The sequence below is a fragment of the Corynebacterium jamesii genome (assembly GCF_046097395.1).
Lineage (GTDB): Bacteria > Actinomycetota > Actinomycetes > Mycobacteriales > Mycobacteriaceae > Corynebacterium.
On record NZ_CP175789.1, the window covers coordinates 1,353,285 to 1,375,247 of the forward strand.

At 61.2% G+C, this 21,963-nt stretch carries 8 protein-coding genes, 1 tRNA gene and 2 pseudogenes; 2 read left to right on the top strand and 9 right to left on the bottom strand.

The window, feature by feature from the left end:
- Window positions 1-2 precede the first annotated feature (2 nt).
- The 5 genes from ACKFRT_RS06160 to ACKFRT_RS06180 all read right to left on the bottom strand — a co-directional run bounded on the left by ACKFRT_RS06160 (window position 3) and on the right by ACKFRT_RS06180 (window position 16,223).
- Window positions 3-10,859 (bottom strand): amino acid adenylation domain-containing protein, encoded by a 10,857-nt coding sequence (locus ACKFRT_RS06160; RefSeq protein WP_408924703.1) that lies wholly within the window; start codon window positions 10,857-10,859, stop codon window positions 3-5.
- 100 nt (window positions 10,860-10,959) lie between these two features.
- Window positions 10,960-12,378, bottom strand: coding sequence for a lysine N(6)-hydroxylase/L-ornithine N(5)-oxygenase family protein (locus tag ACKFRT_RS06165; protein WP_408924704.1), 1,419 nt, complete (start codon window positions 12,376-12,378; stop codon window positions 10,960-10,962).
- A gap of 79 nt (window positions 12,379-12,457) precedes the next feature.
- Window positions 12,458-14,185: an ABC transporter transmembrane domain-containing protein gene (locus ACKFRT_RS06170; RefSeq protein ID WP_408924705.1), complete on the bottom strand. Its 1,728-nt coding sequence runs from the start codon at window positions 14,183-14,185 to the stop codon at window positions 12,458-12,460.
- Complete coding sequence (locus ACKFRT_RS06175; protein WP_011274126.1) at window positions 14,178-15,995, bottom strand: ABC transporter ATP-binding protein; 1,818 nt, start codon at window positions 15,993-15,995, stop codon at window positions 14,178-14,180. The genes ACKFRT_RS06170 and ACKFRT_RS06175 overlap by 8 nt, the downstream gene beginning before the upstream one ends.
- On the bottom strand, window positions 15,996-16,223 hold the full coding sequence (locus tag ACKFRT_RS06180; RefSeq protein WP_011274127.1) for an MbtH family protein: 228 nt from the start codon (window positions 16,221-16,223) through the stop codon (window positions 15,996-15,998).
- 271 nt (window positions 16,224-16,494) lie between these two features.
- On the opposite strand from ACKFRT_RS06180, the pseudogene ACKFRT_RS06185 reads away from it, so the two are divergent.
- Window positions 16,495-17,151 (top strand): annotated as a pseudogene (locus ACKFRT_RS06185) (IS256-like element IS3503 family transposase); the annotation flags it as partial.
- Window positions 17,152-17,173: 22 nt separating this feature from the next.
- Here ACKFRT_RS06185 and ACKFRT_RS06190 read toward each other — a convergent pair.
- Window positions 17,174-18,408, bottom strand: a protein-coding gene (locus ACKFRT_RS06190) for an IS3 family transposase (protein ID WP_176453645.1) whose coding sequence is annotated in 2 segments (ribosomal slippage) — window positions 17,174-18,120 and window positions 18,120-18,408 — 1,236 coding nt in all. Because the reading frame shifts where the segments join, the coding sequence is not laid out codon by codon here.
- A gap of 53 nt (window positions 18,409-18,461) precedes the next feature.
- On the opposite strand from ACKFRT_RS06190, the pseudogene ACKFRT_RS06195 reads away from it, so the two are divergent.
- Window positions 18,462-18,989: pseudogene (locus ACKFRT_RS06195) on the top strand (IS256-like element IS3503 family transposase); the annotation flags it as partial.
- Between the two features lie 149 nt (window positions 18,990-19,138).
- Here ACKFRT_RS06195 and ACKFRT_RS06200 read toward each other — a convergent pair.
- From ACKFRT_RS06200 to pgm, 3 genes are all read right to left on the bottom strand, one after another.
- Window positions 19,139-19,211: transfer RNA gene (locus tag ACKFRT_RS06200), tRNA-Ala, on the bottom strand.
- A 118-nt stretch (window positions 19,212-19,329) separates the two neighbouring features.
- The gene (locus tag ACKFRT_RS06205; RefSeq protein WP_408924706.1) at window positions 19,330-20,076 is read right to left on the bottom strand and encodes a DsbA family protein; all 747 of its coding nucleotides are present in this window, start codon (window positions 20,074-20,076) and stop codon (window positions 19,330-19,332) included.
- 143 nt (window positions 20,077-20,219) lie between these two features.
- Window positions 20,220-21,875 carry a phosphoglucomutase (alpha-D-glucose-1,6-bisphosphate-dependent) gene (gene pgm / locus ACKFRT_RS06210; protein WP_408924707.1) on the bottom strand — a complete coding sequence of 552 codons (1,656 nt, stop codon included), beginning with the start codon at window positions 21,873-21,875 and terminating at the stop codon, window positions 20,220-20,222.
- Window positions 21,876-21,963: the final 88 nt, after the last annotated feature.

A 21,963-nucleotide genomic window follows, 5' to 3' on the forward strand; every position in this document is an offset into this window, starting at 1 on the left:
ATCTACGAGCGCGCCTCCACAAACTCCGCCACGCGCTCGACTGTCCGCAGACCGTAGAATTCGCGCACGCCAACCTCCACTCCCAGCTCTCCACGCAGCAGTGCGCAGAGCTTGATGACCGCCATGGAGTGCCCACCCATGTCAAAGTAATCAGCATCCACCGGCACGTCCTCGGGCTCAATATCTAGCGATTCGGCAAACAGCTCCGCCGTGATCTCCTCGGTTTCGTTCGCCGGTTCGCGGCCCTTCTCCGTGATCCTTTCTCCCTCACCCAGTGCAGCAAGGTCGGTCTTTCCATTCGACGTCACCGGCAACTCATCCACGATCGACCATCGATCCGGGATCATGTAGCTGGGCAGTTCCTCGCGCAATGCATTACGCACGCCAGTCAGGAAACTCTGCCGCTCCCCCTGGTCCGCATCGCGCAGTTGTGGGGCCACGAGGTGACAGGCCAGGAGTGTGGCGTCGGATATACGAACAGGAACGGTCACGCAGTGGAGGATGCGGGGATCAACGCCGCGGGACACGGCGGCCGAGACGTCGCCGGGATCCACGCGGTGACCACGAATTTTCACCTGATCGTCGCTGCGTCCGAGGTACTCGAACATGCCATCCGCACGCACGCGGACGATGTCTCCCGTGCGATACATCCGCTCACCCGGGGCGCCCCACGGGCAGGCGACCATGGAGCTGGCGGTGCGCGCCGCGAGCCCATGATACTCCTGCGCTAAGCCGCTGCCCGCGAGGTAGAGCTCACCCGGCGCTCCTGTAGGAACGGGGCGCAACCACGGGTCCAAAACGAACGCCGCCGTGCGATCCACCGGCATTCCGATCACGGGCGTGGCGCTCTCATCCGTGCCAGCACCCAGGGCGTTGATGGTGTACTCGGTGGGTCCATAGAGGTTGTATCCGCGCACGTCATCGGCCTTTCGCAAGGTCTCCCACACGCCGTGCGAGACAGCCTCGCCGCCCAAGAGCACCAGCCGCGGGCGATGCGCGCCGGATTCCAGCATCCCCTCCGCGAGCAGCTGCTCGGCAACGGTCGGGGTGACGTTGATGACATCCACCTGATGCGCGCGAATGGCCTCAACCATGGCCGCAGCATCGCGTCGCAAATCCTCGGAGAAGATCCGCACCTCGTGGCCTTCCACCAGCCAAAACAGCTCTTCCCACGACATATCGAAGGCGAAGCTGATGGCATGCGCGATCCGCAACGTCCGCCCATCGGCAGCAGCTGGGGCGAAGATCTTGCGCCGGTGATTGTCCAGCATGTTGTGCAGCCCGCGATGCTTGATCACCACGCCCTTGGGCTTGCCGGTCGATCCGGAGGTGTACATCAGGTAGGCATCGTCCCCGGGCACCGCCGCAGGCGTGTGGGTGGTGGCGTGGGAATCGGCAGTGGTGACGTCGACGCAAGGAAGCGCACCGATCCGCTCCATGCGCTCCCGAGAACTCGAGTCCACCAGCGCGGCTGCGGGCTGGCTGTCCTCCACGAGGACCCGGAGCCGCCCATCGGGGTGCGTCAGATCAAGCGGCGCGTAGCGCACCCCTGCCCACAGGGCTCCCAGCAGAGCCACCACCGAATGCGCGGAGCGCTCCACCGCAATGGCGACAGTATCGCCGCTGGTCACGCCGCAATTCTTGATCTTTTCCGCAATGTCGGAACAGCGAGCAATCAGCTCACCGAACGTCCACTGCTGTGCGTCATCCGCTAGCGCGATGCGATCTGGGAAGCGCTGGGCGGTGTCCTTGAGCTCATCCGCAATGGTGCGGTCAATGCCTTCGGCCTTCTGCCAGGAAGCCATCTGCTCCGTCGTGCTTTGCGGGGAAGAATCCTCCGCTCGGGCTGGCGCCAACTGGGCCAGCTGAGCGAGCGGGACCTCTGGTGTGTCCACAAACGCGGTCAGGACTTCGGTCGCGGCCTTGAGCACGGAATGTGCGAGGGACTCGTCCACCACGTCGTGGCGGAATTCCAGCTTGATGCCCAGCTTCGGCCCCGGAGTGAATACCCAGGTCAGAGGGAAGTGCGTGGAATCTTCCGCGCGCTCCTCCACAACCCCGTGGCGTTCCCGAAGTTCCGCTGCTGCCTGCGGATCGAGGAAGTTCTGCACCACCACCATGGAATCGAACAGCGTGCCTACCCCCAGCTGCCGCTGGATGGCGCCGAGGTCCGCGGAATCGTGGTCCATATCCTCGATGCGCTGGCGATAAACATCCTGGACCAGTTCTTCTATGCTCTGGCCGGGCCGAGCTGTCACTCGCACTGGCACTGTGTTGAGCAGCACTCCCACCACATCAGACATGGCGGGGTCGCTCAAGGCATCGCGGCCACTGACAGACTGACCAAACACCACATCCGAATCCCCTGTGACAGCACCCAAGGCCACGGCCACGGCTGCGTTGACCACGGAGGTCAACGTCACGGCCTGCGCCCGGATCTTTTCCTGCAGTGCGCCGGTCAGCTGCTCGCTGACCTCGGCAAACACCTGGCGAGGCAACTCGCTACCAGCGTGCTCTGAAGAGATATCCGCGGCCTGCGGGGCAACGAGCGTGGGCTGAGACAACGTCTCTAGGCGATGTACCCAATAGTCGCTATCTGCCTGCTCTTTGCGAGTGTCAACGGACTCGAGCAGGGCGTCAGCAATAGAACAACCGCGAGGAACCAACTCTCCCGCACCCTGCGTGCGGGCCTGGCCGGACCTCAACGTCAGCCTCTCGAGGAAGGTTTGCAGCATCACTGCACGCGACCAACCATCGACCAGAACCAGGTGGTAGGTAAGAAGCAGCGTGTCGCCAGGCTGTCCGTCACTTCGGCCGGTGACGATGGTTGCCTTCGCCAGCGGCACGGATGCGAGATCGATGCCCGCGCTGCGATCAGCGTGCATGATCGCCTCGAGATCCCCTTCGGTGGTCTCGACGGGGAGGTCAATGCCCTGTCCACTCCACGGCAAGTTCTGCACGGGTTGGCCGGAAGCATCGGTGTGGAACTCCGCGCCCATGGCTGGATGCACGGTCACTGTGTCCCGGAAGGCTTCCACCACGGCCTCGGCATCCAGTCTCCGGTCAAACGTCAACGCAGTCTGTGCAACGTAGGCACCCGGTGCTGCCACCTGTGACTGGAACCAGATTCCGCGCTGCAGCACGCTCAGCGGAGCGCGGCGTCCTGAGGATTGCTCGCGGCTGACGTGCTCCTGCAACTCGCGAGCAACCTCGCCGATGGCGCTGCGCAAACGCTCGGCGGAAATCACCGCATTCACCACGGACAGCTCCATGCTTACGGCCCGCTCGCTAGACCACACATCGGCCTCCACCAGGTAATCCGTCCACTGGCAGGCGGCATCGCCCGGCGCGTGGAGGACAGCGCCAGTCTCTCCCCGTCCGAGGTAGTTGACCAGGATCTGTGCCCCATGGGCCAGGGTTCGCTGCCCTTGCGGGTGTGTGTATCGCAGTGCCTGATAAGTGCGGCGGTCCGGGGCTGTGCCGTCCTCGTGGAGCGCGCGCATTTCCGCTGCGGCACGTGCTGCATCCGCTGGATCAGCCAACGGGATTTCCACCGGCGCGATGGTGGTAAACCATCCGAGGGTTCGACCATAGGAATGATCAGCCGGACGTCCGTGGCCTTCTACGTCCACGGCCCAGCTCCGCGCGTCCGTGCCCATTGTTCGAGCCACCGCGACGGTCACCAGTCCTGCCACGAGGTCCTGAACGTCCACACCCATCACGTCGGGTGCAACGCTCTGCAGGACCTGCGCGGTCTGTCCGTCAATGTTCACTTCGAGCGTGCTCACATGATCCGTACTCCACTGGTTCGAGTCCTCGACGGGCCGTGGCAGCGTAGCCAGTTCACTCCAGTGCAGGGCATCCTGAGCTGCTGCGGTGTGAGCATCGTGCAGTTCTTGCAGGCAAAGATCCTTGTAGCTCGCCTGCCCGGAGAGAATCCTGCGCCCTGCGAGCGCATCGCGCAGATCGTCTTCCAGAATCATCCAACTGGCGCTATCGATCACCGCGTGATGAGCAACGGCCTTGACGTACCCATCCACACACCCGAGCACCACGCTACGACCAGCAGCAATATCGATGTGATCGATCAATGCATCCACGTCCAAAGCCCGCACAACCATAGGGCCGTCTCCCTCGGCACCAACAAAGTGCGCGAACGCAGAACTGGTGTCCACGCGCGTACGAAGCATCGGATGTGCCTGCGCTACCTGCTGCAGGGCCTGTTCCAAGTCCTCCACAGCGACTGGCCCCAGATCCAAGCGGCGCGCCTGCACAAAGCGGTCGCTCATGCCTCTTTCCATCTGCCTGCGCAGCATCGCCGGGATGGGGAAAGCCCCCGAGATCTCCTGGTGCCCGTCCTTGGGCAGGGCTTCTTCCTGGCTCTGCCTTGTTTCCTGGATTCTCTGCTGGGTGGCCTGCGGCGTGACCCGCTCGGCAATCTTGCGTGGCGTGCGGCCCAAGAAGAAGTCCCGCGGAGTCACGTTGAGATCAGCGCGCGCCAGCGCGTGAGTAACGCGGATGGCAAGAATACTGTCTCCACCTAAGCGGAAGAAGTCCGAGTCCGGCTCCACCTCGGCGCGGTCCAAGCGAAGTGCATCAGCAATTGCCTGCGAGATCGCCTCCACCAGATCCGAGGTGCCCGAAGCCTGCTGAGCAGCAGGAATCTCACCCAGAAGGTCCAGGATCGCGCGCTCATCCCGCTTGCCATTGATGGTCTGCGGCACCTGCGTACTCACCGCGAATAGCTGCGGAACCATGTAGGCAGGGAGCGCGTCTCGGGCCGCTGCGGCAGCTCGGGAGGTGATCGCCTTTGCGTCGGCACGAGAATCCGTAATCAACAACGCACCCGGCACCTGGCCTTCGGGCAGATCGACGACCACCACGGTGGCCTCCCGCACACCGCTGACCTTCTCCAGCGCGCTCTCGATCTCCCCCAGCTCCACGCGATAACCGCGCAGCTGCACCTGCCTATCGGCGCGGCCCACGTAATCCAGATGACCGTTGTTCAGCACCTTTGCCATGTCATTGCTGCAGTACATCCGCGCGCCGCCGCCAACGAAAGGATCGGCCACGAAGCGGGAGGCCGTGGTAGAAGCAAGCCCCCAATAACCCGCGGTGACCTGCGGCCCGGCAACGTACATCATGCCGGTCTCTCCAGGCTGCACCGGCTGTAATTGCGCGTCCAGAACATAGGTACGCAACCCGTCCATCGGGCGGCCGATCGGGCTGCGGGCCTCCCCTGCATTCTCGGAGCATTCGTGTGCTGTGACGTGCACTGTCGTCTCCGTGATGCCATACATGTTGATAAACCGAACATTCGGATGAGCACTGCAGTAGGCAGCCTCCGCGCGGGCCTCCAAGGCCTCGCCGCCGAAGATCACCGTGCGCACCGCAGAGTCCTGCCCGAGGTGCGGCTCCAACGCGGCAAAGGCGGTTGGGGTCTGGCTCAGCACCGTGATGGCTTCGGCACGCAACACCTCTGCGGCATCCTCGGGCGAGCGCATCAGCGCATACGGCATCACCACGGCACGCCCGCCGGAGCTCAGCGCTGCCCACATCTCCCACACCGAAAAGTCAAAGGCGAAGCTGTGGCTGATCGACCACACGTCCTCCTGCGAAAACTCCACGTGGCTGCGAGCATTGCCCAGCATCGCGGTCACGTTGGCGTGTGTGACGGCCACGCCCTTCGGCCGCCCTGTGGAGCCGGAGGTGTAGATCACGTAGGCGATGTCATTGGCACGGGCCACGCTTGCCGACCGGCCCGCAGGCGGCTTCGCTTCCCCGCTCATCGTCTGTTCACTGACCACGAAAACGGGACAATCTACCAGCTCAGAGACCATTTTTTCCGCGCTGGGAGACACCAGCACGGCATCGGGCTGGCAATCCTCCAGGATCAATTCCACCCGCGCTTGCGGGGACAACGGATCCACGGGAACGTAGGTGCCGGCGGACATCGTGGTCGCCAGAATGGCCGCAACCTGCCACGCATCGCGCTCCATGAGCAGGGCTACTCTCGGGGTGTGGATGGCAACCTTCCGGTCCAGCACAGCGCGTATACGCTGAGCGGCGTCGTCTAGTTCTTCGTAGGTCCAATGCTCCGCAGCACCGTCTTCTCCGATGCTGGTCAGGGCGGGCCGGTCGCGGGAGTGCTCGAAGCTGCGTCGCCACAAAGAAGGAAGCGTGTCCACACCAGATACCGCACCCAACGCCTCTGCAACCTCACCCACGGTCGCCACCGCACCGGATTCAGACAGCAAAGAATCCACACTCACCGCGAGCATCTGCGCGATCCTTTCGGCACGTACCTCGGTGATTCGCTGCGGATCGTAGATCAGGCGCAGTGGGTGCTCAGCGGAAGGGTTGACCACGACGGACAGGGGAAAGTGCGGCGCGCCATTGTTGCGCACGTCAGCAACCTGTAGTGGCGAGCCGGGGCAGCCCACGTCCTGTGGAGATAGCGGCACCTCCACCACCATCAACGTATCCAGCAGTTCGCTGGCGTTGGTTCCCAGGTCGCGGGCAATATCAGCCAGGCTGACGTGCTGCACATCGCGGACCTGATTGTTGTGATGGACCATGGCGTGCAGCATGCTGGTCACCGGCAGGGTGGGATCAGATTGCCCCGGCGCGACCACCGGGATGGTGTTGAGCTGCATGCCCACGGCATCGGCCACGCCAAGAACGGGAATGTCACGGCCGGAAACGGAAGTGGCAAACACCACGTCAGCCCCAGGTTCGCAGCCCACCAAGGTGCGAAGGACCAGCCCCCACGCCGCGTGCACCACATCCGGCAGGCCCACACCCGCTGCCCGAGCACGCTCAGACAAGCCAACAGTCCGCGGATCGTCTACCAGCAACTCCCGGCGCTCGAGCGAACTCGAAGGATTAGGGCACAGCACCGTGGGGCGTACCTCGCGCATTTCCTCGCGCCAGACGGACATATCGGCTTCCGCGTCTCTGCGCGCCACCCATCGCACGCTGCCGGCCATTCCGGCGTCCGGGTCGTAGCGCGGGATTCGGGCATCGTCATCCCGGTAGATCTCCAGGAGATCCCGCAGCATGATGGGCACGGACCATCCGTCGGCGATCAGGTGATGCACCGTCTGGATCACGGCGATGTCCTGGCCACACACCGCACCATCGACACTGGTCGGGAGCACAACGGTCCATCGCATGAGCGGCTCGGGCGCGGCATCACCGGGCGGCTGCAAGGAGATTCCCCGCGAGAGGTCATCAGCGGCAATCTCTTCCGTACGCTGCACGAGCCACCCGTCTAATCCAGGCCCAGCCAACTCGGCAGGCACCGTCACGTCCCGAAAGTCCACCCGCAAATGCTCGGCAATCCCCGGATCAATCACGGCAACCACATCGCCACCGTCAGTTTCCCAAGGGCGGGTGCTCAGTGCGGGGTGGCGTCGGATCAAATTACGCGCAGCGCGGGCGAATCGCTCCCGGTCAAACGGTTCGCTGCATTCCACCCGCAAGACCTGTTGCTCCACATACGAGCTGGCCGATTCCTCGAATAGCGAGTGGAAGTACATGCCGTGCTGCAGCGGGGTCAGCGGCAGCACGTCCTGCAGCTCCGCGGAGCTCTGCGCAGTGATTCGTGCCAGGTCCGCAGAGTTCACGGGTGCGGGGGCAACGTCGCCCACGGACAACACGCCGTGATCGGCAAGCGCTGCCACCTCGCGCAATGCCACATCCCAGTGCGCGACCAATTCGTCGATCCGTTCGGGGGAGATCCTGCCGCGCGCCCAGGAGATCGTGGTGCGCAGGACGTATCCCTCGCCGGTGTCTTCGGCGATCGCGTTGAACTCCAGCTCGCGGACCAACGGCTGGTCCGGGTCGCGTTGCTCGCCGAGTTGGCCGGTGGAACCCGCGGGAGCGAAATCTTGTGCTCCTGCGGATACGCGCCCCAAGTAGTTGAACAGCACCTGTGCCTGCGGAGGGGTCTTCGCGGACTGATGCAACCAGGTGTGGGCCTGGTAAGGAACGCCGTTGCCGGGGATGGCCGCGAGCTGGTCTTTCACTGCGTTGAGTGCCAGCGCTAGCGGGGCGATGCTGCCCTCGACCTCTGTGGAGGCCTCCTGCACTGCCGCCCGGGTGGGGTCGATCAGCATGGGATATAGGCAGGTGAACCAGCCCACCGTGCGTGAAAGGTCTGCTTCCCTGCCCTGTGGCCCGGGTACGAATCGGGTTTCGCGGCCGTGCCCCTCCATCTCCACCAGGGTCCATGTTTGTTTGTTTCGACGCCAACGCGCCAACGCCACGCTCAATGCCGTAAGCAATACGGAATTCGCCCCCGTGCGGAAAGCGTGGGGCACCGCACCCAGTAATTCGTCCGTGATCTGCACTGATGCCTCATGTACCACGCTGCGCTCCTCACGGACTGTGGGCGCTTTCTCGGGACTATCAGCAAGCGCTGGCACCTGCGGGTCCCGCAGAGGTTCATCTGCACTCGGCAATGGGGGCAGGGAACTATTGGCATCCTCCGCGAATTCGCCAGTATCAACGGCCTGTTGCAGCAGCTGCGTCCATCGGCGCAGGGACGTCCGCTCCGGCGCGAGCTGTTCCCCGCGATACGCCGCGGCGAGGTCCTCGCCGATAATGTTCCATGACACGCCATCGACCACCAGGTGATGCACCACAAGGCGCAATCTTCCGGGCACCAGCCCAGCCGCTACCACCACTCCGACTGCCGGATCCAGCAGTTCAGAAAGCGCAGCGATGTCCGTGGTGGGGTGGATCGCCACCGCTTCTTCGGCAGATTCCTCCGGGAGTTCCAGCCGCAAGGGATTCCGCTGCACACGGGCCCGCAGTGCAGGGTGCGCCTGCAGCACGTCAGCCACCATTCGCCCGGCCAGCTGCGCATCCACATCTTCTGGAACTGAAAACTCCACGGACTGAATGAAGCCGTCCACGTGATCAGTAATGGAATCGAACCAGCGCAGAATCGGCAGCGACTGCACCTCACCGGTTGGTTCATCGTCTGGATCCTGCACGAAGGTTCCGCGCTCTTCGGCGCACCGAGCCAGTTGCTGTGGAGTGCGCGCAGAGAAAATATCTCCCACACTCACCTCCACCCCGCGCCGTCCCAGAGCCGAGACCAGGGTGATGGCCCGCAGGCTATCGCCACCGATATCGAAGAAGTCCGTCTCCGCACCCACCGCGCTAACCCCCAATGCTTCAGCCATTGCCTCCGCGAGCAGAGCAACGGTTTCCCCGTCACGTTCAGCATCGGCCGGGGCATCAGTGAGCGAGCTCCAATCAGGTTCCGGCAGTGCCTTCCGATCCACTTTTCCGTTGGCCGTCCGCGGCAACTCATCCATGACGGTGATAATCGCGGGCACCATGTATTCGGGCAGTACCTCGGCACACCAACTACGGATCGCAGCACCCACGAGGCCCGCAGTCACCGTCACGTAGCCCAGCAGTCGCCCCTCCCGAGCAATCACGCTCGCCGCCTCCACATCTGGGTGTCCCACCAGCGCAGATTCCACGTCCTCCAACTCCAGACGCATGCCACGGATTTTCACCTGATTATCGGCCCGCCCCACGAATTCCAGCGAGCCGTCGTTGTGCCGGCGCACCAGGTCTCCCGTGCGGTACATCCGGGTTCCGTCCGACGCAAACACATCCGCAACAAAGCGGCTGGCCGTGAGTCCTGGGGCATTGATATACCCCTTGGCCAGCAGGAATCCGGCCACATAGAGTTCACCAGTTTCTTGGTCTGGAACCACCCGCAGGTGCTCATCGAGCACATAGAGCCGACAGTTGGGATTGGCCACACCGATGCTCGTGTTGAGGCGATCCTCGTCGTCACGGTAGATGACGTGGGAGACACCGATGGTAGCTTCCGCTGGCCCGTACCCGTGGTACAGCGGGATGGCCAGCTGCTGGCGAAAGCGACGGAACAGCGCCTGGGTGAGCATCTCTCCGCCACACCAGACATGCCGCAAGCTGTCTAATAGATTCGTGCCTTCGGCCTGTTTGAGCATGACGTCGAGAACACTCGAAACCAGATACGCAAACGTCACGCCCTCGCGATGGATGAGGCGGGCCAAGCGTTGGGGGTCTTGCTCCACGCCCGGCGCGGCCACCACCACGCGGCCCCCGCAAACCAGCGGCAGGAAGATCTCATTGATGGAGATATCAAAGGCCAGCGGTGCCTTGAACAGGGAGGCATCATCGCGGCCGAAGAACAGGATCTGATCGCGCTGCCAGAGCAAGCGCTCCACGATCGCACCGTGGCGGATCATTGCGCCCTTTGGGCGGCCGGTGCTGCCAGAGGTAAAGATGACGTACGCAACGCTGTCCGTGGACGGCGGGGTGAACAGCTCGCGGGTGGCATCGAGGTCGAATAGCGCGTCTTCGGTGAGCGCGCAGTTGTCCGGCGTGAGTACGAAGCTCAGGCTGGCATCGTGGGTGACGGATTCCCGGCGCGCCTGCGGCCACGAGGGGTCTAGCGGGACAAAACTGCCACCGGCGAGCAACGTGGCGACGATACCCACCACCATCTCCGCGCTGCGCGGCAGGGAGATTCCCACACTCTGACCAGCGTCAATACCGTGTTCCCGCAAATTTCGCGCTACAGCAGTTGCATGGGCGACGAGCTGCGCATAGGTCAGTCTGTGCCGGTCATCCACCACTGCGAGCGCATCCGGGGTCTCCTGCGCATGCTGCAGGAGCAGGCTAATCAGGTCCGGGCGATCGCGATCCTGATCCGTGTCATTCCATATGCGCTGCTGGGCGATCCGATCCTGTTCACTGCGGCCATGACCGATGACGGCGCCGCCATCTCGAGAAGCAAGCGTATCGCCAGAGGAAAACGGAGTGTGAGCAGACGATCGGGTGGGCACAAAGAGCCTTTCGGTTGATGGGGAAACAGGGAATCAGACGCGGATGGCGGACGTCGGGCTAGGTGTCAGCCAACCTCAAGCGGAGCACGGCTCGGGAAAATCAGCCTGCGATCAGGTGCGAAGAATCCCGATGTTGCTCGGAGCGGAGATCTTGATCCGCCGGCGCACGATGCGTGCGTTGCTGACCCGTGATGGCCTCCACCAGTTCCCCGGAGCGGGTCGCGATGTTGGAGAGCAACGTGGAACCGAGTCCATGCGTGGCCTCAGTTGCTCCCTGCACGAAGAGTCCTGGCACGCGCTCGCCATTGAGCACGGCGCCGTAATCCCTAGTGACGGTGAATTCTTCACTGCCGTGACTATCAGCGTGAATCCCCGCAAGACCGCGAGATCGGAAGCCCGTGGCGCACACCACCACGTCAAAGTTTTCTGTCACCACGTCTCCGGTTACTCGGTGGCGAATGTCCACGTCGACGCTGCCGTCGGAACAATTACGCGCACCGAGCACCTCCGTGGTCCGGCGAATATCGAGCCGCTGACGCCCGGTGACGCTTTCCCGATACTGACGGTCGTGGAGCTCATCGAGGAGCTCAGATTCCACGCAGGCGTAATTGGTGTACCGGTGGCGGATCAACAGCTCGTTGCGGATCGCATCGGGCGCATGGAAGAAGTCATCAACGGCCTCCGGGTCGAACACCCGATTGGCGAAGGGGCTGTCATCGGCGGGGATGAAGCCGTAGCTGTTCAAGCTGCCCGTGACGGTATCGATATGCGGGCAATCGTGGAAGTACCGGATGGCCTCGGCTGCGGACTGGCCCGCGCCGATCACCAAAGCTCGGCGGATATCCCACCCACTGTTCAGCAGCTTCTTGGTGCGCGGGAGCAAATCGATGTTGTGGAAGATGCGCGAGGTGTCCAAGGAGCTGTCCTCTGCCCACGCAGGCATCTTGGCTTCCAGCCCGCGGGCAACCACCACGTTGCGGCAGCGAATGGACTCCGACTGCTGAGCTCGCTGCCCTTCGGACTCACCGCTTCCTAACTTCCTGCGGACGTGCACCACAAAACGAGCTCCGTCTGCGGCCAGTTCCGGAAGCGTCTCGATGGACGTCACGGTGGTGTTGTACTGCGTGTCCACGGTGATGTGATCCGCGATCCATCGGAGGTAATCGGCGAATTCCACGCGTTCCGGGGTGAAGGTTTGGCGGTTAATGAAATCAATCAAGCGGTCGCTGTGATGCAAGTAGTTGATGAAGCTGAAGCGGCTCTGCGGATTGCGCACCGTAACCAGGTCTTTAAGGAAGCTGATCTGCATGTTGGATCCTTCGAGGAGCATGCCTGGGTGCCAGTTGAATTCCGGGCGGGCTTCCACAAAGAGTGCATCGAGTTCTGGAGCTTGCTCTTCGATAGCTACCGCGAGCCCGAGGTTTCCGGGGCCGATGCCGATCCCGACGATGTCGCGGACGGAATTTTCGTGGGTACTGCGCTCTGCGGATGTCTGAGCTTGACGATCGATGATGGTCACTATGGCCTCTCTGTAGGATGCGCCAACCAACTTCTTAGGGTAGACAATGCAAAGGGTAGGCTAACCTATCTTCTATTGCTCAACAACCCCCTAGCGGGAATTGCTCACCCCGCGTCCGCAAACTCCCAGCTAGAGGCTTCACATCAACTACCTCCTCGGCTACCGACTGGAAGGCCCTCCCCACACACAGGACCACCGTGGTACGCCCGCGGCGAATATCTCTCACCGCACGCGCCACTTTCATGCCCGTCATTGAATCCACTGACGAGACCGGATCAACCATCACCAACATCTCCGGCTCAGCCAGTAGCGCTCGTGCCAATCCCAGCCGCTGCCGCTGACCACCGGAAAGATTGCGCGCACCTTCGGTCAGCTCGTGATCCAATACCCCGGCTGAATGAGCCGCCCCCGGCGCCAGTTCATCGAGCCCTAAGGCGTTAAGAATGTCTACTGCATCCTCCGCCCTGCCCTCTCCAGAGCTCCGCAGCACCGCCTGCCCCACTGTGTCCCCAAACAATGCCGGCTTCCGAGGCTCGGCAAGCACAGCGGAACGCACATCGTCTACCGAGATCTCGCAAATATCGCGCCCCCGGATCCACAGTTGTTGAGTTTGTGGCCTAGTCAGGGAGCCAAGCTCCATCGACTCCCCCGCGACCAACGCATCCACCAGAGCATCTGCCCATGCGGCTGAACAGTGCACCACCGTCAGTCGCCCCTCTGCGAACGCCACGGAAGCCTGCTCTGATCCCTCGACCTCGCCGTCTCCTTCGGCCTCACCGTCTCCACCGCGCATGGAAATGGCAGGCGTGCCAATCTGAGCAGATGGCACGCCCTGCCCCTCACGCAGCCGCTGAGCTTCCGCCACGCGCTGCAGCCTCCGAACGGAAGCCCTCGCCAATCCAATGAAGCGCGGCATTCTGCTGCACTGCCGCATCGGCTCCGCGATAAATTGTGACAGCGCCACCACGGTGACCAACTCCCCCAACGTCACATCGCCGGAAATGGTTCGATAGCCCGCGTACAGGCCCACCGCACTCAGCAACAGCACATTGCTGCCCATCGCCACGGCTTCATAACCTCCGCTGACCCACGCGAGCTTCCGAGCATCCGCACACGCCTCTTCAGATTTACGCGCATATCCACGGTAGGCCGGATGCGCGCCAGCCACTCCCGAGATCACCGGCAGCCCCTGCAGAATGTCGGTCATGCGCGCGGTCACTCGCGCGAGCAGAGTTTGTTGCCGCTCCGCGCGGCGTTCAATGATCTGAGACAGCCGGTGCAGGACTATCAACACCACCGCGCTGAGCACCAACACCACCACTCCCAGTGGCAGATCAATCAGCGCCAGAACAATCGTGCAGAAAATGGCTCCCACCAGCGCACTGATCCCCACCGGGACCACTTCGATGATGTCTACCGCCTGCACCACGTCTTCACCCACCACCGTGGGCAATTCCTGGCGAGGCAGACTGTCCGCATCGTCGGAATGCCCACCATGGCTCACCACCTGCGAGGTGATGCCTGCCCGCAATTCACATACGTTCCGAGCCGACGTAGCCTGCAGTATCCGGAACCCTGTCTGCCAGCTCACAGACACCGTCGCCAGCGTAGCGCCTAAGGCTGCGATTCCACCCACCAGGTGCCACACATTCTCGCTAGCGATAAGACTGTGCGCCAACCATCCCAGTAACACCGCAATCATGGCTTCTGCCACGTGGTAGATGCTCAGCAACAAGCCACTCAGAGCCATCGCGCGAGAATTTTTTCTGACCAGCCCGCGCAGCGTCACCACCTTGTTGTCAGACACGCGCCTGCCTCCCCTGCTCATTCCAGGCGGTCCACATATCGGCATATGTTCCGTTTCTTGCTGCCAGCTCCTCGTGCGTACCTGTTTCCACCACGCGCCCGCGCTCCATCACCACCACGCTATCGGCGGAGGTTGCTTGGCTGAGCCGGTGCGCAATCACCATCGCCGTCCGTCCGCGGATCGCCGCGCGGGCAGCGTCCTCCAAGGACATCGAAAAGGCCTCGTGTGATTGCTGTGTTTCCTCGAGGTCACCGTCATCTTCGGCCGTTGATTCGTCAAGAATGACGACGCCAGCCCGAGACAATGCCACCCTGGCCAGCGCCAGACGCTGTGCCGCCACCGCATCTACGTGCAGGCCCCCTTCGCCCAGCATTGTGTCTAAGCCCTGCTTGTCGCCATGGGACAAGGATGTGCACCAATCTTCCGCACCGGTTCGGCGCAGCGCATCCCATATTTCTGCGTCGCTGGCACCTTCGGCTGCCAGCAGGAGATTATCGCGCAAACTCATCGCGAAGACGTAGTTTTCCTGGGAGGCAACGCAAAAGATCGAGCTTCTTTCTTGCGCACTCATTCCCACCACGTCGCACCCCCCAACGGTGATCACACCCGGCTCTGCCATCTCGAGGGTTCCAGAGACAATTTCCGCAACCGTGGACTTGCCAGCTCCCGATCCGCCGACCACGCATACCGTGCACCCCGCAGGGATGTGGAACGCCAAGTCATGCAAGATCTCTGGGCCATCCTCGTACCGATAATTCAGGCCCTTGACCTCTACAGCTGGACTCTGCCGATGCGAGGAGTAGTCATCAATCGGCTGTGGCGTATCCGCACCCGCGGAGCGAATGAGTCCCACGATGCGCCCCAAGGCCGCCCCGCTGCGCTGCAGTTCATCAAAGGTGAACAGAATCGTGCCGATCGGCACGAACTGACGGTGGAACAGAATCAACGCTGCCGAGATCTCGCCCACCGTCACCGCATCTTCGCGGAAGAGCAACCAGCCTACGACAGACAGGGCTGACAACCCCATGAACTCCGCGAAGTTCTCCCGCGCCACCAGCCCGGAAAACACACGAAACGCAGCGATTGATTCGTCCCGCGAAGCCTGCGCGTAGCGCCTGGTGAGACCTTGGCGGCTATCCACCAGCCGATGCGAACGAACCGAACGAATGCCCTCCATAGAACCTTGCAAGGAACCGATGACACCGGCTTCTAATTCGCGTTGGCGTCGATACAAAGGGGCAGAACGAGGAAGATACCATCGCAACCCCAGCGCATAGAACGGAATCCCGCACAGCCCCGCCAACGCGAGGCGCCAATCCAACCCCGCTATTCCAGCGCTGGCCACCACGACCATCACCAGCGCGCTGAGGGTCGATGGAACCGACTTGCGGGCACTGCTCACCAGCGCGGCGACATCCGCACCAACTCGGCCCAGCACCTCTCCCCGGCCCAGGGACTCCACCGTGGTGGAAGGCAGATTCAGCACCGCGGCGACGGCGCGCTCACGCAACTTCGCAACTACCTGGGCAATCGTCACACCCGTCAGCGCCTCCGCAAGGCCAGCGACAACGGCAGTACCAACACACGCCACGGCAGCCCACACAATCACCTTCAGCACGCCAGACTTGCCGTCACCGGCGGCTACCGCATCGATGACGCTGGCCAGCAGATAAATGGGCACCAGAGAGAGCAAGGCACCGGCGAAAGTGAACAGCACCGCACTAATTGCTGGAGTTGCGGTGCGACGGAGCAGGCGGCCAATCTCCGCAGCGGACTCACCAGGCAAAGCAGTGGGAAGTACGGCACTCACTTAAGCGTGAGACTTTCCTGCCGGTTGCAAGGTGGTCCACTCGCGGTCGATGAACTCCATCGCCTCGTCCCGCGATACCCCGCCGTCTACGCCACGGGAAGGGTCTCCCAGAGCCACGGTCCATCCGTCTGGCACGGCGGCGAACGTAGGCCACAACGAGTACTGTCCCTCGTCGTTGATAAGGGCGAAGAAGCTGCCCTGTTCGTCATCAAACGGGTTGCTAGACAACACGCGCTCCTTGTCTCATGATGCGGAAATAACGGGTTTATGGGCTGCGTTGGCCAAAGTGGTGGCACAAGTGCAGCAAGCGTGAATTAACTTAGCATAACCTAATATGCAGCTTTTGAGGGTTAAGTAAAGAAAAGTGTGTCCGCATGCCACCATAACCCCAGACCACACACCACAAATCACCAAAGAATAGCTCCCCGAAAGCTATTACCCACACCATCCCGCACCTCCGGCCACATTTGTGCTAACCGCACACCGGTTGGATTAAAGGATGACCACCAACCGCCCCAGCTGCCCACTATGCGGCAACAACACAAAGAAAAACGGCACCACCAGCAAATCAACCACCCGTTGGCGCTGCACCCACTGCGGACACTCCTTTACCCGCAACACCCAAACCCACAACAAAAATACCGCCACCATGGCTTTGTTCATCCAATGGGCCACCGGCACCCAATCTCTAACCACCTTCGCCGCACACCATGGCGTAACCAGGCAAACCATGCACCACCGATTCCGATGGTGCTGGTGGATCATCCCCACACCCACCATCGACTCATTCCGCATCCATGACCAAATCTTCCTCGACGCGACCTATCTAAAGTCCGGATGCCTCCTGATCGCAGCCAGTAAAACCCACGTCATCAACTGGACCTGGGCCAGACACGAAACCACCGCCGCCTACACCGAACTCCTACGCCCCATTGCCGCACCACTAATCGCAGTCACAGACGGCGGACAAGGTGCCCAATCAGCCATCCACCACTGCTGGCCAACAACACGCATCCAACGCTGCCTCGTCCACACCCAACGAACAGTCCGCCGCCACACCACCAGCAACCCCCGCACCGATGCCGGCAAAACCCTCTACCGCCTAGCCCTGAAACTCACTCGCATCACCGACCTTGACCAAGCATCCACATGGGTCTGAAGTGCCCCGGGTTTTGTTCCTAGGCGTTTGCCTTGATTTCTATTATTGCTTGCGGCGGGTGCTGGTCCCAAAATTCGGTTTCCACTTCAGCTGGCGTGCGGTAGCCCAAGCTTTGGTGAAGCCTCGTCTCGTTCCACCATGACACCCACTCAAACGTCGCGATTTCCACCTCGACAACCTCATCCCACCTGCGAGTATGGATCAGCTCGTTTTTGTAGGAACCATTAACGTTTTCCGCCAGAGCATTGTCATAGGAGTCGCCAACAGTTCCGGTGGAAGCGGCAATCCCGTGCTGGGCAAGACGCTCGTTGTAGACAACGCTGACATACTGCGAGCCGTGATCCGAATGATGAATGAGACCTGTTGTTTCCTCAGCAGACGCGATCGCCTGGTTGAGAGCTTGCAGCGGCAACGCTTCGGTGCGCATGGAATCTGATAACGCCCACCCAACGATCCGTCGGGAGTAAACATCGGTGACAAACGCGGCATACACAAAGCCTTTCTTCGTGCGCACGTAGGTAATATCAGCCACCCACAGCTTGTTCGGGCCTTCGGCTTTGAATTCTCGCTCCACCAAGTCCGGGCGCAAATCCGGCCTTTGAGGTGTGCGAGTGGTCATAGGCGAGCGGCCTTTGCCTTTGCCTGATACACCGGCTAGACGCATCAGCCGCGCGGTTTGTTCACGACCGATATCGATTCCGTCACGATGAAGAGCATGCCACATTTTCCGCACACCGTAGATGCCGTAATTATCCCGATGGATAGCACTAATGCGTTCAACCAGCACAGCATCACGAAGGCCGCGAGCACTTACCCCACGGGCCTTGGACTGACGATACCCACGCGAGGTGATGAACCCACCAGCGCGGTTTTTCTTCAACGTCTTACAGATGAACTCGACAGAGAAACGATTCCGGTATTCATCGATGAACCGGATCATTTCCGACGTTTTGGGTCGAGTTCCGACGCGAAAAAAGCTGAGGCAGCCTTTAAAAGTTCATTGGTGTCGCGTAGCTCTTGATTTTCACGGCGAAGCCTCGCGTTTTCGGCGGCCAGATCTTCAGGCACGGGTTCTGGGATGTTTCCCGCACGGCGGGCCTGTTGGGTCCATTGACGGGCTGTGTGCCATGACACCCCCAGCTTTGGGGCTACTGCCTGGCACGCGGCTTGCATCGACATATTTTCCGCCAAGATGCGGTCCTCTACAAGACGGACCACACGATCCTTCGCATCCTGGTCAAATTTTCTTGGCATATTCCAGATTTTCCCATCTACTCAAACGGAACAAAACCTGGGACACTTCAGTCGCCCACCTGCACGAATTCGACCACACCTACCGGGAATGGATGAACGAGAAAACCACCATCAAAGACCCTGCTACCGGCGCCTACACCAAGGTCTACACCCACCAACGCGTCCGAGCGGCCTATCAATCATTGCTATCTCTGCACCGCAGAGACCTGCTGTTTACCTACCTGCAACCCCCACCAACAACCATCGACCCCGACAACCTTGCAGCAACAACAAACAGCCTCGAAGGTGGCATCAACGCCCCCATAAAAGAACTAGCCCGCAGACACCGCGGACTATCACTACCGCATCAACGCACAGTGATGGATTGGTGGCTGTATCTACATACAGAAGTCCCTGACGATCCGGTCAAGATCGCCAGGGACCAACGATGGGGTCAAGACGCACTTTCCACAGCAACAGACCTGATCACCCACAACACCACAGCCACTACCAATGACATCGGTGCACCAGCAGAATACGACACCGCCATCGACACCAGCTACCAACACAACCTCGGCATCCAAAAAGGCTGGATCAAATAACCGCAACACGCCCGGAAAAGACACACTTTTCTTTACTTAACCCGCAACACGCCCGGAAAAGACACACTTTTCTTTACTTAACCCCCTTTTCCAGCGGTGACAGATACAACAAAACCCCCGGTCGGTGAAGACCGGGGGTTGGAATCCAGTGGAGCTAACGGGATTCGAACCCGTGACCCCCACACTGCCAGTGTGGTGCGCTACCAGCTGCGCCATAGCCCCGCTGCCTACCAGGCGATTTACTTCTAAATCCCTGTGAAGCGAACGGTGTTAAAGCTACAACACTGGAATTAACTTCTCCAAATCGCCTGGTTGCGCTGGGGTAGCAATCGCTTGAGCGCTATTTGTCTTCCAGCACAGTCGGAACCCAGGAGCCCAGAGTCTCATCCGGATTCATCGGCGGATCGAAGCGCTTGCCATTCTTGTACAGCAGTGGCGAGGAGACGTCACCTTCTCGCTTTTCGACTTCCTTGTCATTCTCGCGGGAGATCTTCGCGCCTTCGTCCTTAACGGACTTGTCACGAATCTTCTCAACCACGCCGCCGTCGACGCCCATCTTGTCTGCAGCGTTAGCCAGTTCGTCCCACTCCCACTGACGGGTAACGGTGGACTGCTCTTCCATCATCAGGCGGTGGAGGTTCCAAAACGCATCCACGTCACCAGTCTTTGCCACTGCCCAGGCGACAGCCGCACCACGGGTGGAAGGACCGGACTCGTCGCCACGATCCAGGAAGTTCAGGAAGCGGAACTTCACCTTCACCTTGCCGTCTTCCAGTGCCTTCTTCACATCGTCGCTAGAGGCGGTCTCCAGCTGCGCGCAGTAGTGGCAGCTGAAATCCTCGAAGACCTCGACGGTCGGCACGTTGTCGCCTGCATTCTCTGCTTCCAGGGTGACGATGCTGTCCTTGGCCGTCATCTTCACCTTTACCTCATCGTTCGGCAGGCTGATGTTATCGACCTTGTGCTTCTGGTTGTTGTACACAATGAAACCAATGGCTACAGCTGCAATGACGAGAATTGCAATGATTCCCCACAGGAAGCCGTTGCCCCCTTTAGATGCATTAGGGGCCTTAATCTTTTGGCTCACCGAGTGTTCCTTTCCGAAATGGTGACGTGTCTACTGCGCATGAGGGTATCGCAAGAGTCTGGCAAAACACTGAATCGACCCCGTGATTTTACGCAAACCTGCAGCGATTGCCCCAGAGAAGAGGCCGCCCCAATGTTGTGGGTCTAGCCCAGCACGCCATCCACGACAACCTGCGCCTCCTCCAGCACCTTCTCCAGGTGGTCGGCACCGTTAAAGGACTCAGCATAAATCTTGTACTTGTCCTCCGTACCGCTTGGGCGGGCGGCAAACCAAGCGTTTTCGGTGGTCACCTTCACTCCCCCAATAGCCGCGCCGTTGCCTGGAGCCTCCGTCAAGATCGACTCGATCTTCTCCCCCGCCAATTCGGTTGCTTCTACGTCGTTGGCGCTGAGCTTCTTCAGACGCTCCTTCTGCTCGCGGTTGGCCGGGGCATCGATGCGCTTGTACTGCGGCGCGCCTAGTTCCTCGGCCAGCTCCCGATAACGCTCTGAAGGGCTCTTGCCGGTCGTTGCCTTAATTTCGGACGCCAACAGGTCAGCGATGATGCCGTCCTTATCAGTGGACCAGACCTGCCCGTTGCGACGTAGAAAGGAAGCACCGGCGGATTCTTCTCCGCCAAAGCCCACGGATCCATTGACCAGCCCCGGCACGAACCACTTGAACCCGACCGGAACCTCCATCAGGTTGCGTCCCATACGAGCCACAACGCGGTCAATCATCGAGGAGCTCACCAGGGTCTTGCCCACGGCGGCCTCTTGCGGCCAGTTCTCACGGTGACTAAAGAGGTATTCGATGGCCACGGCAAGGTAGTGATTTGGGTTCATCAGGCCTGCGTCTGGGGTGACGATTCCGTGGCGGTCGGAGTCGGCGTCATTACCAGTAGCGATGTCATAGGAAGCCCCGCCGGCGCCTGCGACAGAATCGACCAGCGAGGCCATCGCGGACGGCGAAGAGCAATCCATGCGGATCTTGCCGTCAGAGTCCAAGGTCATGAAACCGAAGGCGGGATCGATGGTGGGGTTGACGACCGTGAGATCGAGGCCGTGCACATCAGCGATACGCTCCCAATACGCCACGGAGGCACCACCCATGGGATCGGCGCCGATGCGCACGCCTGCGTTGCGGATAGCCTCGATGTCGATAACCTCCGGCAGAGCGGCAACATAGTTGCCCAGGTAGTTGTGGCTCTCCACTAGTTCGGTGGAAGTGGAACGCAGTACGCCAGCGAGGTTTGCGTCCAGGTATTCGTTGGCACGGCGGGCAATCCAGCTGGTGGCGTCGGTATCCGCAGGCCCACCGGTCGGCGGGTTGTACTTGAAGCCGCCGTCACGTGGCGGGTTGTGAGAGGGAGTCACGACAATACCGTCGGCGCGGCCAGCGTCGTTGCCTTCCGGCCCACCGGGCAGCTGCTTGTTGTACTCCAGGATCGCGAAGCTGACAGACGGGGTGGGCACAAAGCCGCGTTCCTGATCCACCTTGACCGTCACGCGGTTACCAGCCAGGACCTCCAGCGCGGTAGCCTCGGCCGGTTCAGAAAGAGCGTGCGGGTCACGGCCAATAAAAATTGGACCGTTGATTCCCTGCTCGCGGCGGTAATCGACGATGGCCTGGGTGGTTGCCAGGATGTGTGCCTCGTTAAAGGCTCCATCGAAGGCGCTACCGCGATGACCGGACGTGCCGAAGCTGACGCGCTGGCCCGGATCGGCCAAGTTTGGAACCGTAGCGGAGTAGGCCTCGAGCAGGGCCGGGATATCGGTGAGGTCTTCGGGAGTGGCGGGCTGGCCAGCGCGTGGGTGCATTTTTAATCCTTCGGTCGGTGCCTGAAGCAGTGGTGCCTTAAAGCAAATTTTTGTGCTCAATATTTATGGTGCCCGATTCTGCACCGTT